16 protein-coding genes are annotated in these 15,761 nt (G+C 38.6%); 1 reads left to right on the top strand and 15 read right to left on the bottom strand.

Going from position 1 to position 15,761, the window contains the following annotated elements:
* Positions 1-103 precede the first annotated feature (103 nt).
* From ACJ004_RS09325 to ACJ004_RS09380, 12 genes are all read right to left on the bottom strand, one after another.
* Positions 104-1,057 carry a glycine-rich domain-containing protein gene (locus ACJ004_RS09325; RefSeq protein ID WP_410892625.1) on the bottom strand — a complete coding sequence of 318 codons (954 nt, stop codon included), beginning with the start codon at positions 1,055-1,057 and terminating at the stop codon, positions 104-106.
* Between the two features lie 186 nt (positions 1,058-1,243).
* Positions 1,244-2,020, bottom strand: coding sequence for a serine hydrolase (locus ACJ004_RS09330; protein WP_410892626.1), 777 nt, complete (start codon positions 2,018-2,020; stop codon positions 1,244-1,246).
* Positions 2,021-2,023: 3 nt separating this feature from the next.
* Positions 2,024-3,028: an ABC transporter ATP-binding protein gene (locus ACJ004_RS09335; RefSeq protein WP_410892627.1), complete on the bottom strand. Its 1,005-nt coding sequence runs from the start codon at positions 3,026-3,028 to the stop codon at positions 2,024-2,026.
* 2 nt (positions 3,029-3,030) lie between these two features.
* The gene (locus ACJ004_RS09340; RefSeq protein ID WP_410892628.1) at positions 3,031-3,945 is read right to left on the bottom strand and encodes a C40 family peptidase; all 915 of its coding nucleotides are present in this window, start codon (positions 3,943-3,945) and stop codon (positions 3,031-3,033) included.
* Positions 3,938-5,038: a dipeptide epimerase gene (locus ACJ004_RS09345; protein WP_410892629.1), complete on the bottom strand. Its 1,101-nt coding sequence runs from the start codon at positions 5,036-5,038 to the stop codon at positions 3,938-3,940. The genes ACJ004_RS09340 and ACJ004_RS09345 overlap by 8 nt, the downstream gene beginning before the upstream one ends.
* Positions 5,039-5,052: 14 nt before the next feature.
* Entirely contained in the window at positions 5,053-5,976 is a 924-nt protein-coding gene (locus ACJ004_RS09350; protein WP_410892630.1) for a S66 peptidase family protein, read from the bottom strand.
* 125 nt (positions 5,977-6,101) lie between these two features.
* Positions 6,102-7,736: a peptide ABC transporter substrate-binding protein gene (locus tag ACJ004_RS09355; RefSeq protein ID WP_410892631.1), complete on the bottom strand. Its 1,635-nt coding sequence runs from the start codon at positions 7,734-7,736 to the stop codon at positions 6,102-6,104.
* 26 nt (positions 7,737-7,762) lie between these two features.
* Positions 7,763-8,761 (bottom strand): ABC transporter ATP-binding protein, encoded by a 999-nt coding sequence (locus ACJ004_RS09360; protein WP_410892632.1) that lies wholly within the window; start codon positions 8,759-8,761, stop codon positions 7,763-7,765.
* 4 nt (positions 8,762-8,765) lie between these two features.
* Positions 8,766-9,719 carry an ABC transporter permease gene (locus ACJ004_RS09365; protein ID WP_410892633.1) on the bottom strand — a complete coding sequence of 318 codons (954 nt, stop codon included), beginning with the start codon at positions 9,717-9,719 and terminating at the stop codon, positions 8,766-8,768.
* A complete protein-coding gene (locus ACJ004_RS09370; RefSeq protein WP_410892634.1) occupies positions 9,720-10,652 on the bottom strand; it encodes an ABC transporter permease in 933 nt (310 codons plus the stop codon).
* A 13-nt stretch (positions 10,653-10,665) separates the two neighbouring features.
* Positions 10,666-11,490, bottom strand: coding sequence for a M55 family metallopeptidase (locus ACJ004_RS09375; RefSeq protein ID WP_410892635.1), 825 nt, complete (start codon positions 11,488-11,490; stop codon positions 10,666-10,668).
* A gap of 327 nt (positions 11,491-11,817) precedes the next feature.
* Entirely contained in the window at positions 11,818-12,195 is a 378-nt protein-coding gene (locus ACJ004_RS09380; protein WP_410892636.1) for a Gp49 family protein, read from the bottom strand.
* A 263-nt stretch (positions 12,196-12,458) separates the two neighbouring features.
* Here ACJ004_RS09380 and ACJ004_RS09385 point away from each other — a divergent pair, with 263 nt between their 5' ends.
* On the top strand, positions 12,459-13,181 hold the full coding sequence (locus ACJ004_RS09385) for a DUF421 domain-containing protein (protein ID WP_410892637.1): 723 nt from the start codon (positions 12,459-12,461) through the stop codon (positions 13,179-13,181).
* Positions 13,182-13,516: 335 nt separating this feature from the next.
* Here ACJ004_RS09385 and ACJ004_RS09390 read toward each other — a convergent pair whose 3' ends face one another.
* From ACJ004_RS09390 to ACJ004_RS09400, 3 genes are all read right to left on the bottom strand, one after another.
* Complete coding sequence (locus tag ACJ004_RS09390; protein ID WP_410892638.1) at positions 13,517-14,239, bottom strand: MerR family transcriptional regulator; 723 nt, start codon at positions 14,237-14,239, stop codon at positions 13,517-13,519.
* A gap of 45 nt (positions 14,240-14,284) precedes the next feature.
* Positions 14,285-15,154 carry an Hsp33 family molecular chaperone HslO gene (locus ACJ004_RS09395; RefSeq protein ID WP_410892639.1) on the bottom strand — a complete coding sequence of 290 codons (870 nt, stop codon included), beginning with the start codon at positions 15,152-15,154 and terminating at the stop codon, positions 14,285-14,287.
* A 366-nt stretch (positions 15,155-15,520) separates the two neighbouring features.
* Positions 15,521-15,761: hypothetical protein (locus ACJ004_RS09400; RefSeq protein WP_410892640.1), on the bottom strand; the 241-nt coding region annotated here is incomplete at its 5' end.

The raw sequence follows: 15,761 nt of genomic DNA on the forward strand, positions 1-15,761 counted from the left end.
TACTATTTATTCTTACTGGGTCCCCCAAGGGTCTTTGCCCACCAGATAACCAGATTAAACCCTCTTTTTCTAGATGGATGGGCTTTATGACCTAAATCCTCCCCTAAGAGGAACATCCACTACCGCAACTTGAACAACTTGAACAGCTTGAGCCCCCATCATGACCGCCACCATGATCTCCACCCCCATGATCAGAACCATCCGAAGCAGTCCCGCAAAAAATAGCAGTTGAGCAGCCGCTAGTGTAATTCGCCGCTTGAGCATACGTATACACACTCGCATACTTCCAATAATCATCAAAGTAAAAACAAGAGAAAAACACCATAGCAAGCGACAGATTGGTCATCTCACCATATGTCCGCTGCTTAGTAAATCGACCTTTTTCGTCCACTTGATACATATCCTTCGCATCACTTACCTGCTGTTTCATTTGTCTTACGAGATATTCAACCGTACCCTTATTATCCTCGTTCACTTTAAAGTATCTATTAATCAGCCATTCATTACTTACTTCCTCGAACTCTTGTAAAACCTTTTTATCTAATGGGTATTTAAAAAAACTGCCCCACGATTTCCAAGTAAATTCAGTGATCGTAAACAACTGTGAAAACACCCAATCGAAAAAGGCACGTTCCTGTGGTGCAGGCGTTGGACTCGTATTAGGTGTATGATGCAGCATTTTCCCCACAAATCGCTCCGAAAAAGTTTGATATTTTTGAGTGAATAGCAACATCGTATGCCAGATTTCATCCACTGCCTCACTAAACATAGGCGTTTCCTTTAACATATTTGCAAGCAAAAAATAACGCTTTAATTCAAAAAGCCGCCATTCAAATTCATCTTCCGTCCGTTTCGGATTTTCTTGAAGAAAACGCTGCTTCACTTGTTCAACATAATCTGAATTCAAAGCGGAATCTAATTTTTCTAGCAATGGTGTCATTGGAGCATGGGTAAGTACACCCAAATGCTCAGGAATATTTTCTTTCGCCAATTTCGGTCGGTCCTTTACTACTAGCACGACCACCCCTGTGACCACACCTGCTAGCAAAAGTGCCACAGTTATAACTCCTGCAACCAAATGAATCACCATCCTTACCCCATAATAGCTTATTACGTGTTAAAATTTGTAAAAGTTTCGTTTCTTGTTAAAAAATAACGATACCTCTTTTACGAAGTATCGTTATTTTACTTGAGCATTACTTTATACACAGGATATATTTTGATAGGTGAAAACTTCGTAATTCTATGATTCTTCCAATAAATAATCATAGATATGCTTACCAATTCTATTTATTTTCTGTTTTCCCGTATAAACATCGTCAAGTCGGTCCATTAAGACCGCTGTATAGGCCGTTTTCCCCTTATAGGTAATCACCGCACAATCATGTTCAACGTGAAGAAGACTGCCTGTTTTATTGGCCACAAATACCTTTCCAAGATCCATCATTCCTGGAAGTCTATCTTGAAATTGCTGATAACTCATTATTTTTAATGCAGCGGCTTGGCTTTCCTCTGATAAATAAGGCCCTTCTTGGATAACTTTCAAACATGTCAAAATATCCAAAGGACTTGTAAAGTTATCTAGTCCTTGTTTAATGGCCTCAAAGTCCATCATTTTCCGATTAAGTGAGGTATGTTGAAGTCCCATTTTTCCAAAGGAACTATTAATTGCTTCCATTCCCAATCGATCTATTAACATGTTGGTGGCTGTATTATCTGATACCGTAATCATTAAGGTCAAGAGATCCTTCCATGTCAGCTGAGCTTCACTAGAAAATACCTGCAATACTCCGGATCCGCCTACATGATTAGCAATCGATACTAATTGATCGACGCTTAGTTCCCCTATCTCACTCTGACGAAATCCTTCTATTAAAATAGGAACCTTAATCAGACTTGCAGATTGAAACACTCCCTCGCTATTCACATAAAAACTCTCGGGCCCTATTTCAATAGCCAAACCGATTCGGCCATGGATGCCACGGAGTTCTTCCTCAATTTTTACCTTTAATTTATCCATTGCTCACCTCGTGGCGGCAACCTGAGAATAATCATGATCACCAGTTTTATTTATATCATATAAATGACAGGCAATATAATGGCTATTCTCAACTTCCTGCCAGGCAGGTTTCTCCATTGCGCACACATCCATGGCCATTGGACAGCGGGTTCTAAATACACATCCGCTAGGCGGGCTAATCGGGCTTGGAAGTTCTCCTCTTAAAATGATCCGTTCGCGTTTGTCCTCAATATCTGGGTCAGGAATCGGTATGGCTGATAGCAATGCCTGGGTATAAGGATGCATAGGCTTCTTATAAAGCTGACTGCTAGTTGTTAATTCAACCAATTGCCCCAAATACATGACACCAATACGGTCACTAATTTGCTTCACCATCGAAAGGTCATGGGCAATAAATAGATAGGTTAATCCTTTTTCTTTTTGCAATTTCATCAGTAAATTAACGACCTGTGCCTGAACGGATACATCCAAGGCAGAAATCGGCTCATCTGCGATAATAAAATCAGGGTCGAGGGAAAGAGCCCGGGCGATTCCAATCCGCTGACGCTGTCCGCCGCTAAATTCGTGCGGATAACGATTGGCATGTTCTCGATTTAAACCGACATCTTCTAATAATTGATAGACACGATTTAGTCGTTCTTGTTTGTTTGGATACAAGCCGTGTACTTCCATCGGCTCAGAAATGATTTCACTTACCGTTGACCTAGGGTTTAATGACGCATATGGATCTTGAAATATCATTTGCATTTGCCTATGAAAAGCAAATCGCTCTTTCGAAGTAAAATTGTGTATATTTTTCCCTTTAAACACAACCTCACCATCGGTTACGTCATAAAGCCCGATTATGGTTCTGCCCGCTGTAGACTTCCCGCACCCAGATTCTCCAACAATTCCGAATGTCTCGCCTTTATTAATGTGAAAGGTTACTCCATCAACGGCTTTTAAAATTTGATCTTTACCTAAGTTAAAATGCTTTCTAAGATTGTTTACCTCTAATAACTTCTCCATGATTATGCCCCCGTCTCAACCCAGTAGCGCCTTGCAGCACATAATTCACGCTCGTATATCGTTCCTTCTAAAGGAATAATTTCCACTGTTTTCCCGGTTTTAGGAGAATGAAGTAATTTTCCATCTCCGTAATATATACCGACGTGATGGATCCTCCCTTTTCCTTCTTCATAAGCAAAAAATAATAAATCGCCTGGTTCGATTTCTGCTATTTCAACTTTTTTTCCAGCAACTGCTTGGTCGTGTGCATCGCGAGGAATCACATACCCATTTGCCTTACACATCGCGTAGCTGAACCCTGAGCAATCATAGCCATAACTACTCATACCACCCCAGAGATAAGATAAATTTAAAAACTGTTCACCAGCGGATACAATCGCATGGCCATTTCCTTGAACAGGAGAATCAGAAACAACGACATCCTTTGAATCAAGCACGCCAGTCCCATCAGGGGTTTTAACGAAAATCTTGCCTTCTTGTTCATATAAAAAAGGCAGGGATGTTAAATAGGAGAGTTCTATACTAGATTCGTGATTCTCTTTAAACAATTTCCCCTTAGGTCTCGTCACAACTGCTACAGGGACATCTGCCAAATTCCAGCCAGCAGCAGCCTCCTCAAGTTGAGCTTTAGGAACCCAGCCTGGATAGCCTTGGTCCTCTTTTGATGTTGGCTGACTAGGAATGGTAACATATGCCCAATCGCCATTCTCTTCGATAACCACAACCTCTTCGCCATATAATAACTGCGTTTGAACAAGGTTTTCGTTGCATAATTCAAGCCTTGTTTCATACGTTAAACCCTCTAACCAAGAATCGATCGACACCGGATTGGTTACTGCATCTTTATCCATTTCTCTTGGTGAATCAAATGATGTCCATACGGTTGCTACTGGAACATTTACAATCCATTTAGCCAATTAAGACCCCTCCTTCAACGTCAATACTCATAATCCCTAGGCCAGGAGCCTCAGGCATTGTTATAAACCTACTATTATAGTGGACTCCGCCTTCTACTATTTCCTTTGCTAGCATTAGCGGTGCATCAAAGTCAAATCGATTAATATTTTGCTTACTTGCAGCAAAGTGAGCAGCGGCTGTAATACCAAGACGGGTTTCAATCATACTGCCGACCATACACTCGACTCCGCATGTTTCAGCTAGATGGTTGATGATTTGAGCTTGATAGATCCCGCCAGCCTTCATCAACTTAATATTAATCAAATCGGCACTTCTCGTTTTTAATACTTGAAAAGCCTGTTTGGGTGTAAACACACTTTCATCGGCCATAATGAGTGTGTCGACTGCGTCCGTTACTTGCTTCAGACCTTCAATATCGTCTGCTTTTACAGGCTGTTCCACTAGTTCAATCCGTAAATCACTATCTTCCATTTTACGGATAGCTCGGATTGCATCCTTCGCAGTCCACCCCTGATTCGCATCTAAGCGGATTTTAATCTCCTTACCTACTCGCCTTCTAATCTCCTGGATTCGTTCAATATCAGAAGCAATATCATCCTTCCCTACCTTTACCTTAAGGACATTAAATCCTTTTTGGATATAGGAAACGGCATCCTCGCCCATTTCCTCTGGTCCATTCACGCTTACGGTAAAATCTGTTTCCATTTCCTTTTTATGACCGCCAAGAAATTGATAGAGTGGCAGTTTACAAAATTGGGATAAACAATCATAAATGGCCATATCAATGGCAGCCTTTGGGCTTGGATTTCCAACCATAAGCGTCTTTAAGGCCTGAAAAATTGCCTCATATTGTAAAAGGTTTTTCTTATGTAAAAATGGCTTGATCACATGGTGGATTGCCGTTTCAATACTCGAAAGGCTATCGCCCGTAATGACAACGGTAGGTGGTGCTTCACCCCAGCCAACGATTCCATTATCACAGGTAATTTTCACAAAAATTGATTCCGCTGTCGTCACAGTTCGAAGGGCCGTTTTGAACGGTTTTATTAACGGAACAGCGACTCGGAATGTTTCAATTTGCTCAATAATCATGGGTTACCCATCCTTTACAAGATGCCACTATCGACAATCAAATTTTTTTCATAAGTATTCAATGATGCTTGTACTCCTAATGGAATAGCGATATGAGGATTACAATGTCCCATCAAAAATCCCTTTACCGACGGCTTATTTGCGAGTTGAACATAATGAGCGATGACTTCGTCGAGTGATAACGAAAGGTTCCTTTTTGGCGTACAATCACAAAAGTCTCCAATTAGAATGCCGCTAGCATCTCTTAATTTACCAGCCATATAAAGCTGATTAAGCATCCGATCAACGGACCGAGGTTCTTCATTGACATCCTCGATTAGCAGCAGCCTATCCTTTGTATCAATTTCATAAGCTGTACCAAGAGTGCTGACTAGAAGAGACAAATTCCCACCCACGATTTCTCCCATTGCCACACCATTCACTAAAACTTCTAATGGAGAAATTTGTTCCGTATAGACTAAGGAAGTGGGTTTGAATAATTGCAAAAATCCTTCTTTTGACAATAGGTGTGTGTCCTCTTTCCCAATATCTGATGCCAGCATCGGCCCATGAAAAGTAACTAACCCCGATTGTTGCCGAATGGTCGTATGTAAAAAAGTAATATCACTATAACCCCAAAATATTTTGGGATTTTTTTTAATTAGTTCATAGTCAATTTTCTCGGCAATTCTTCCTGTTCCAAAACCGCCACAGGCACAAATTACAGCCTTAACCTTGGGATCGATGAAAAGTTCATGGAAATCTTCTAGTCTATCTTGATCGAATCCTGCTAAATAACCATTAACTCGGGAAACATGTTTTCCAACCTTGACTTTTAGCCCTAAATCCTTCAAAAAAGCGATTCCACGTTCTAGACTTTCTTGATTCGGAGGGCTTGCCGGGGCAATTACACCAACGGTATCTCCTTTTATTAGCCGATTTGGCTTTACTGCGTTCATTTAAAACCCCCTTTTCTAAACCCTATATAAGTCTATGTTTCTAGGGTAAAAGGGATGTTCAAAGAACATCCCTTTATTTGAAAATGTAGAGCGAAGATAACTTGGATTCAAAACGCTTTCGCTTTTTATTTTTTATCTGCCCATTTGAATTCTAAATATCCGACTGGGTGACGAACAACACCGGTAACATCTTTATTTTGTAAATATACTTGGTTATAGAAGTGAAGTGGAATAATTGGTGCTGCATCAAATAATACTTGTTCTGCCTTGTACATCATTTCAAAACGTTTCTTCTCATCTTTTTCATTTTTTGCATCTTTAATTAATTGGTCAAATTCAGTATTACTCCAGCCTGTCCGGTTCATTGGAGAACCAGTAATAAAGTTTTCCAGGAAGTTGATTGGGTCCGCATAATCAGCTAGGAATGAGCTTCGTGATAGCTGGAACTTTAATGCTTTTTGATCGGTTGCAAAAACACTGCTTTCCATATTCGCAAGCTTGACGTCAACACCTAAATTTTCTTTAAACATTTGCTGCAGAGCCTCAGCAATTTTCTTATGTTCATCGCTTGTGCTGTAGGTAAGGGTTACTTCCGGAAGTTTTGTGTATTTTTCCTCTTCCATTCCCTTTTTCAACAGTTCTTTTGCCTTCGCAATATCAGTTTTAATGAGGTCACCGCTTGTTTTACGGAAGTCCTCACCTGCTGGGTCCTTAAATCCGTAGGAGACAAAACCATAAGCTGGTTTTTCCTTATTTTTTGTTACAAGATCAACCATTTGCTCCTGGTTAACTGCCAAAGCGAATGCCTTGCGGATATTCTCGTTTTGGAAAGGTTCTTTTGTAAGATTAAAGCGGTAAAAATACTCACCCGCTTGATCTTCTACCTTCACGTCCCCTTCTTTAAATAGCTTTTCAGCTAATTCAGGCGGAACGTCCGATGAATCAAGCTCACCTGTGGTGTACATTTGATATTCAGTATTTTCGTCATCAACCATTGCCCAATGGATTTTATCTAATTTAACATTTTTCGCATCCCAATATTTTTGATTCTTTGTAAAAGTGAAATCACTATCATGGTTCCACTCAGTTAAATTGAAAGGTCCATTACCAACGAATGAACTTGCTTCAGCAAACCATTTTGGATTTGCTGTTGCTACTTTTTCATTGATTGGGAAGAAGGCAGGATTTGCAATAACACTTAAGAAATAAGCCTGTGGGCTTGTTAATGTTACTTCAAACGTCTTGGGATCGACGGCTTTTACCTTCACAGCATCAGCAGTCCCTTTCCCAGTGTTGAATGCTTCTCCACCCTCGATGAAATAGCCTAAGAATGCAGCAGAAGATCCTGTTTTTGGATCTAAAAGGCGTTTCCATGCAAATACAAAGTCACCAGCAGTTAGGTCGTCACCATTCGACCATTTTGCATCCTCACGAATATGGAAGGTATAGGTTTTTCCATCCGAAGATACATCCCAGTTTTCAGCTGTGGCAGCTGCGGGTTGATGACTCTGATCTAGACGAGTTAAACCTTCCATAAGATTGTTCAATGCATTCCAAGATACCGCATCAAAGCCAATTGGCGGGTCAAAGGAGGTAGGTTCTTGTCCATTATTCCAATTTACAACTTTTTCTACTTTTTCGCTTGACTTTCCTTTTCCATCATCCTTTTTCGGCTCACTTCCTGCATCTTTATTTGCAGTACAAGCTACTAAAGCAAATACTAGCAAAGAAGTTACCAACATTGTCATAAATTTTCTCATGTTTTTCCCCCTCAGTTTTTTTATATTTATACAAATGTTGAAACCAATTTTTTAGCCCGTTCGTCCAACAGCCAGCAGTCAACCTGATGATTGCTGCTAAGGTGCGTTTTAAACGGGTAGGCTTTATCACAAACTTCCATCGCATACGGACAACGCGCTGAAAAAGCGCATCCAACCGGCGGGGAAAATAAATCTGGCGGTGTTCCTGGTATCGGAACAAGTTCTTCCTTTTCCATGTCTAGTCTTGGTACAGACTGAAGTAATCCCTTCGTATATGGGTGCTGCGGTTGATAAAAAATTTCCCGCCTTGACCCTACTTCAACGATTTTCCCTGCATACATAACCGCAACTCGGTCAGCAACCTGCGCTACTACACCCAAATCATGGGTGATAAGAATAATGGATACCCCTGTTTTCTTTTGGATATCTCTAAATAACTCCAAAATCTGAGCTTGTATGGTAACATCAAGCGCTGTTGTAGGTTCATCGGCAATTAATACATCTGGTTGACAGACAAGCGCCATGGCAATCACAATTCGCTGCCGCATTCCGCCGCTAAACTGATGAGGATATTGTTTTAATCGTTGTTCAGGACTTGGAATTCCCACAAGAGTAAGCATCTCGATAGCGGCTTTTTTTGCTTGGTCCCGTGATATCTTTTCGTGTTGGATGATTCCCTCCATGATTTGCTCACCAATCTGCATCGTTGGATTTAACGCAGTCATCGGATCTTGAAATATCATCGATATATTTGCACCGCGGAGTTTCCGCAGTTCCGGTTCTTTTAATTTAATTAAATCCATGCCTTTGAATAGGACTTCTCCGCCCGTTATTTCTCCGGGAGGAGTGGGAATAAGCCTCATTATGCTTTGAGAAGTTACACTTTTCCCACAGCCCGATTCCCCAACAATCGCTAACGTTTCACCTTTATGTAAGTCAAAGCTAACACCGCGAACGGCATTTACTTCACCGCCATAAGTTGAAAAGGATACTTGTAAATCCTTAACTTGAAGAATTTTCTCCATGATGCTACCTCCTCAGTTTAGGATCAAGAGCATCCTGCAATCCATCACCTAAAACATTAAACGCAAACATTGTTAATGAAATGAACAATGTTGGAAAGAACAAACGCCACCAGTATCCTGAGAGAATAGTAGATAAGCCATCATTAGCCATTACCCCCCAGCTTGCATGCGGTGCCTGGATTCCGAGGCCAATAAAGCTTAAAAACGCTTCTGCAAAAATAGCAGACGGAATTGTTAACGTCATTTGAACAATAATAGGACCCATCGTATTTGGCAGCAGATTTTTACGGATGATCCGTGCCGTTCTCGTACCAAACGTTTTCGATGCTAGAACAAATTCATAGTTTTTAATTTGCAAGACTTGACCACGGACTATTCTTGCCATCCCAACCCAGCCGGTAATGGACAAAGCTAGAATAATAGTTGTTAAACCTGGTCCAATAACAACCATTACTAAAATGACAACTAGTAAATATGGAAGGCCATAGAGGATTTCCACAAATCTCATCATCAGGTTATCGGTTCGGCCGCCTTTGTATCCGGAAAACCCTCCATAAATAACGCCCACGACAAAGTCAATAAAGGCAGCCATTAATCCAACAAATAATGATATTCGAGCACCATAACATGTTCTTGTAAACACATCTCGCCCTAAATCATCCGTTCCAAACCAATATTGACTTGATGGAGGCAAATTCTGCAGTGTTAACGATTGTTTTTCCACCGTATGTGGTGAAATCATCGGTCCGAAAATCGCCAATAATACTAGGAAGGCTAAGAAAACTAATCCTGCCATCGCCAATTTATTTTTTAACAGCCTTAGCCACGAATCCTTCCAGTATGACAAACTCGGTCGTATGACTGCTTCTGCCTCTGTATGATTTCGTACTTTAGGTACAAACCATTCATCTGGAACCTCTGGCGAAATATTCCGTTCTTCATGTTTCCGTAGTTCCAATTATTTCGCCTCCTTCTTATGAAGCTTTATTCTAGGATCTAATACCCCATATGCGAGATCGACTATTAACAGCATAAGAATCAAAATCGCACTATAAAAGACTGTTGTTCCCATAATGACTGGATAATCTCGGGTATTGATACTGTCAACAAAATATTTTCCCATCCCGGGAATCGCGAATATTTTTTCAATAACAAAAGTGCCGGTTAAGATACTGGCAGCTAATGAACCCAAAACAGTAACAACTGGCAGTAAGGCATTTCTTAAGGCATGTTTAAAGACAATTTTTACCGGTGACAATCCCTTTGCTTTCGCTGTTTTTATGTAATCCTGTGTTAATACTTCAAGCATACTTGTGCGAGTTAAGCGGGCGATAATCGCCATTGGTCCCGTTGCTAAAGCCAAAATCGGTAATACCATATGTTTTGGGCTAGACCATGTAGCGACTGGAAATAACGGGAATCTTACAGCCAGTTCCTCAATCAAAAAAGTAGCCATTACAAAGTTCGGTATCGAGATTCCTAGTACCGCGATACTCATCGCTGCATAGTCGATAATTCCGTTATGTCGGAGGGCAGCAAGCACACCGAGTAATATCCCTGAAAAAGTGGCAACTAGGAGTGTATAAAATCCAAGTTCAAAAGATACCGGAAATCCTCTTCCCAGCATGTCGTTAACGGTCTGTGATGATTTTTTAATGGAAGGGCCAAGGTCTAATTTCACAAGTGCTGCTAAGTAATTACCATATTGGGCTATGAGTGGCTGATCTAAATGGTAATAAGCTTCTAGGTTCTTTTGAACTGCTTCATTCGTAGTTCTTTCTTCATTAAATGGTGATCCTGGTACCGAATGCATTAAGAAAAATGTTGCTGTAATAATGAGCCATAACGTGATTATCATAGCTGCAACACGTTTAATGAAATATGTATTCATGCTTGTCCACTTCCTAACAGAATGTTGTTCTCATCGCCAATTCCGTCATTACCAGCATTGCTTGGTATGCTTCCAAAATGTCTTTCGCTTGAAAACGAACAATGGTCGTTTCTGGGACTATTTCTGTGCCCGGCATTAAGTTTGCCCATTCTGCTTCCCCATAGTTGGTAAATTCAATCGCTAGAAGTGGTCTATCCGGCGGTGTAAGCGGTTTCACTTTGTTTCTATGGTTTAGTGCGATAGCCGTTTTTTCGCGGAGAAGTTGTCCCGCTTTTACCGGCGTTAGCGATTTGACGGCAGACCTTGAAATGGATTCTTTTACAATTGCGGTGGTCACACCCGGGATCAACTGCTCTGCCTCAAAAGCTGCGCGGTCATCACCCGCTACCATCAATAAAGGTACATCATAATACCCTGCGATATAGGCGTTAAATCCCAGTTCTCCTACCACTACATCATTTATGTACATATTACGGACGCCAAAAATCATTGAATGGGACATTACCCCTTTTAATGCGGCGCGGGCATGATAGCCAACAAATGCCGCTCCTGTAAAGGATGTATCTAATCCTTGGACCATTGAAAATGGTTTTACATCACCTGTTATCAGTTGTGTCTCAGGGTGGAGCCTCTCAATTAATAGATTATTCATTTTAGAATGGCTGTCATTTACGACTACTTCCTTACATCCTGAATCAAATGCAGCTGTTATGACATGATTCGCTTCATCCGTCATAATAACGCGGCTGCGCTCATAGTTATGCTTGCCAGAATCAACTTGGGTATGATCAACCATTCCAGTTATCCCTTCCATGTCAACGGAAATGTATAATTTCATCACAGAACCCCTTTCTATTAATTTATAATTTTCTTACTATTATTATAAAATACTTTTTCCTTCATTTTACAAAAATATCAAAAAATACTACTAAAGTACCATATTTTTCCGTAATTTTAATCGAAGATTGATTTTTGGATAAAAAGATCTATAAACAAAGTTGTGTTACTTTATATATTTCATTGTCGAAAAAAGTACCTTCAACTTTTGAAGGTACTTAATTGTCATCTAATATTAATTTCCATTAGCTTTAATCAGCTTTGCTCTACTCCATTTAAACAAAAGAAAAAGCGACTTAGAAGTATCGTTTTTTTCATGTGCATTTTTTTATACTAAATACCCACCCAACGCTACCATTGCCTTCTTCAATGCTTGTTCATAAGCTTTATCCTTACCAACCACGGTACGAAAATCTGCAACATCTCGGACAGTCGAACGCCCTTCAATTTCATACCCATTATTAAAAATAAGAAGACATATGGTTGATTTATCACTCATACGATGGAACTTTTTCTCAACAAGCATTTCTTCTAATTTCAAGCGTTTTTCATCCTTAATCGGAATTGTTCGAGAATACGGGATAACGACATGGTCATACATATGGTGATTCTTACAAGTTACAATAAGAATTTTCTCCCCTTTATGCTCCACTTGATTGATCTCTCCGCATTTAGGACAAATACTATCTATGAACATATTTACCATCTACCGCACTCCCTTTACATTATTTATTACTAGGATAAAAACTTATTTGAATAGAGGTTGTGTTACTTTATATATTTCGTATCAAAAAAAAAATACCTTCTAAAATTTGAAGGTACTTTAAATTTAATTAAATTTTAATTTTCAAAGGCCGTGTTAAAGAGAAAAATCATCTGCTGTGAAATAAAAAAATCCGCGTAACAACCTACATAACATTTCTAAGTCCTACTTATACTAGGGATAATAAAGGAGGCTATTATTAAAAAGTGACATTCTTAAGTGATTATTTATGGACACCTTTTATGGTGTTTTCTTTAGGTTTTTTATTAGTAAAAATAGCTGGGAAGAGATCAGTGGCTCAAATGACAGCATTTGACCTTATGTTTATACAGATTATTGGAACAGCTATCACAGAACCAATTGTTTCAAAAAACAACTGGGTCGCTTCATGGTATTCTTTTGCCATTGCTTTATTTTATATATTTTTATCAAGACTTGCATTAGTTAACAAATTCAAGCATTGGATTACTCATAGTCCTACGGTTATAATACGGGGTGGTGATATAGACGAACAGGGGTTAAAAGAAGTTAAACTAACTGTTGAAGAACTTCAAGGTATACTTCGAACACAGGGATATACAAATAAATTAGATGTAGAGATGGCTGTTATGGAGGAGTCAGGACAGGTAAGTATACTTCCTAAGTCAGACAAACGCCCTTTACAACCCAGTGATATAAAACTTCAGCCAAGTCCAACCTTCGTATCTATCCCCTTAATAATGGATGGGGAAATTGTCCAACATAATTTAAAATTTATTAATAAAGATTTAGATTGGCTGTATTCTCAAATGCAAACAAAAAATTTAAGTAAAGAAGATATATATAAAATTACATTAGCTGATTATAACCAAAAAGGAATAGTTGAATTTGATATAAAAAATGAACAAGACCATGATAATAGTGTTAATAATTATAAATCAGATAACTGAAACTTGAATTTTAAGGTTTACCTGCGCTGCAGACGAAATAGGTGTTGCGTTTAGCATGCATTGGTAAGTCATAGAACAGCTGTCTTTTCTTTCAGTGTTTATATAAATTTGCAACAGTACCTCATTTTGGACAGTGTGAGGGAGGGGGAAGAAGTAGTCTCAACCAGAGATCGGTATTCATCCTCACACTCTCTCATATCCAGAATATTAAGTTTCTGGATGTTAAGCACATTGTCTAACATTTATATTTCCTTTCTTTGCATAACAAAATAAAGAAGCATTCTAATAGCTTATCGTCTTCCCAATATTGCCCTGGTCAGTGAAGAATGTAATATTCATTCTAATGCTTCCTGTATATACTTATATAATTTGGCATCCATCCCAAACTGCAAACCATTATCAGGGTTTTCAGCATGGAATTTTTCAGTTTGTTTCCTTAAATCTTGGTCATCCCCTGTGAATGAGTAAACAATGTCACCCCATTTTTTTGCCAATGCTTGTACCTTACTACTATTAGGAGGTGTTCCATTTTCTTTTTCTAATTGTATTTTTTTCAAAATCATTCTAAATTCTTGTTCTACTTCTTTTAAAGTATCTTCATCATATTGTTCATAATAATTCTTCATCATGTCTAATTGCTCTTTTGTAAAGTATTTCCCTTGATACATTTTCATTGCTCCTAATAGTTTTGTTAATTCTTCTACGGACATTACTTTTTTACTACGAATTGTTTTTAAAGCACTCTCTAATTCATATAGTAGGTTTTGTTGAACTTGTATATCTCTCTTTATACGAGTTATTTGAGTTTCTATAATGTTGGTGGCAAAACCTTTTTCTTTGTTCGTAATGACAGTATTTATATCATCTAAAGATAACCCAATTTGTTTTAACGCCAAGATCTGTTGTAGTGTGGACAAATCCGATTTTGTGTAAAGCCGATGTCCAGACTCTGTATATTGAGAAGGAGAAAACAAATCAATTTGATCATAATATCTTAAAGTTCTTATCGTTAAGCCCGTTAATGTTGCGAGCTCTCCTACTTTCCAGTATTCTTTCATACATATTTCATCCTTATAAAATGTATTAATCACCATGATTATCATTTACTTCAAAAGCCCTTGAATTTCATTATAATTGAAGCGATATGTCCTTCCACAGATATGACAAGCTGTATCAATAGCCTCTTTATTATTAATTGCTTGTTTTAATTCATTCTCGCTTAAAGAATGGAGCATCCCGTAGAACATTTCTTTTGAGCATCCACAGAAAAATTGGACAGGACTATATCCTATTACTTTTACATCCTTAAATAGCTCACTTAGCTTTTCTTCAATATTGTTCTTGCTATATTTATTCAAGCTGGTAAAGAACTCTCGATTCGTATTAACCCTGTGTTCTACTTCATCAATAAGGTCAGGAGGAGCACCTGGAAGCAATTGAGCATATATAGCATTACTGAATAGAACACAATTGCCATTTCCAAATCCAATATTGGCTCCTATATATGTTTGAGTTTGCTCACTCTGAATAAAATAATGTGAAATGTCATCAACAATGTTTCGGTATGGCATATCAGTTATTCCAGTAAATTGATTCATACCCGAGCCTTTTATCACACGAATAGTTCCTTTATTACCAATAAGACGATCAAGCGATATTTTATTAATATAATCATAAGGGGCTTTCAGTAATTCTCCGTTGAGATAACCACGAACATTTCCTTTTGCATCCGCATCGGCAAAAACTTTATATTTTGGGTCACTCATTGTCATTTGAAGACTTATTCTTTGATCCCCTTTTAAGGTTCCTGAAATTAAACTCACAACTGAAATGGTTTTTCCTAATGTAAGTTTAAATATTTTGTTTGTTTCTTTGTTAAGGCAAAGAATTTCATTAATTAATTTTGTATTATCAACAAAAAATAATCGAACTTGTTTGTCATAAATTAGTGTCTTAACAATTGTATTTTCCATTTAACTTTTCCTTTCTCTTATTCACTGTTAAGTACACTATAAAACATAACCTTACGTAAGGTTCAAGTGCAAAAAAAATTTCTTGTTTGATCGATTTCCACATGATTATCCGATTTATATGTTTTTAACATTAAATTAATTATTGTAGTTTTCTAAACGATAATCCGAATACCCAATTTTAAAAAGAGTAATCGTTTGGTATTTATTAAGTTAATTTAATTGATTCAAACATAACTAAAGGTTGATAATTGTTTTAGGATATTCCCCTGGTAACACGATAAAAAGCAACGCTTCGAAAAAGCGTTGCTGTATTAAATTCTCGCATCTGTTAGTTCAATAATATTACTAAAGTATTGTTAATCGATGTTATAGATAACCTGGAAAATCCATTCTAGGAGTACCACCCATGCCCATGCCAGGGGAACCTGTCATACTCATTCCAGGGGAACCTCCCATACCCATTCCAGGGAAACTGCCCATGCCCATGCCAGGGGAACCTCCCATGCCCATGCCAGGGGAACCTCCCATACTCATTCCAGGGAAACTGCCCATGCCCATGCCAGGGGAACCTCCCATGCCCATGCCAGGAGAGCCACCCATGCCCATG

Origin of the sequence: Neobacillus sp. 204 (assembly GCF_046562815.1) — a bacterium.
Lineage (GTDB): Bacteria > Bacillota > Bacilli > Bacillales > Cytobacillaceae > Neobacillus.

What these genes read in the sequence shown, in the direction of transcription:
- ACJ004_RS09355 (WP_410892631.1), bottom strand. Translation starts at nt 7,736, where the DNA reads ATGAGAAAATTTATGACAATGTTGGTAACTTCTTTGCTAGTATTTGCT.
- ACJ004_RS09395 (WP_410892639.1), bottom strand. Translation starts at nt 15,154, where the DNA reads ATGGAAAATACAATTGTTAAGACACTAATTTATGACAAACAAGTTCGA.
- ACJ004_RS09335 (WP_410892627.1), bottom strand. Translation starts at nt 3,028, where the DNA reads ATGGAGAAGTTATTAGAGGTAAACAATCTTAGAAAGCATTTTAACTTA.
- ACJ004_RS09350 (WP_410892630.1), bottom strand. Translation starts at nt 5,976, where the DNA reads ATGAACGCAGTAAAGCCAAATCGGCTAATAAAAGGAGATACCGTTGGT.
- ACJ004_RS09330 (WP_410892626.1), bottom strand. Translation starts at nt 2,020, where the DNA reads ATGGATAAATTAAAGGTAAAAATTGAGGAAGAACTCCGTGGCATCCAT.
- ACJ004_RS09345 (WP_410892629.1), bottom strand. Translation starts at nt 5,038, where the DNA reads ATGATTATTGAGCAAATTGAAACATTCCGAGTCGCTGTTCCGTTAATA.
- ACJ004_RS09390 (WP_410892638.1), bottom strand. Translation starts at nt 14,239, where the DNA reads ATGAAAGAATACTGGAAAGTAGGAGAGCTCGCAACATTAACGGGCTTA.
- ACJ004_RS09370 (WP_410892634.1), bottom strand. Translation starts at nt 10,652, where the DNA reads ATGAATACATATTTCATTAAACGTGTTGCAGCTATGATAATCACGTTA.
- ACJ004_RS09375 (WP_410892635.1), bottom strand. Translation starts at nt 11,490, where the DNA reads ATGAAATTATACATTTCCGTTGACATGGAAGGGATAACTGGAATGGTT.
- ACJ004_RS09380 (WP_410892636.1), bottom strand. Translation starts at nt 12,195, where the DNA reads ATGGTAAATATGTTCATAGATAGTATTTGTCCTAAATGCGGAGAGATC.
- ACJ004_RS09360 (WP_410892632.1), bottom strand. Translation starts at nt 8,761, where the DNA reads ATGGAGAAAATTCTTCAAGTTAAGGATTTACAAGTATCCTTTTCAACT.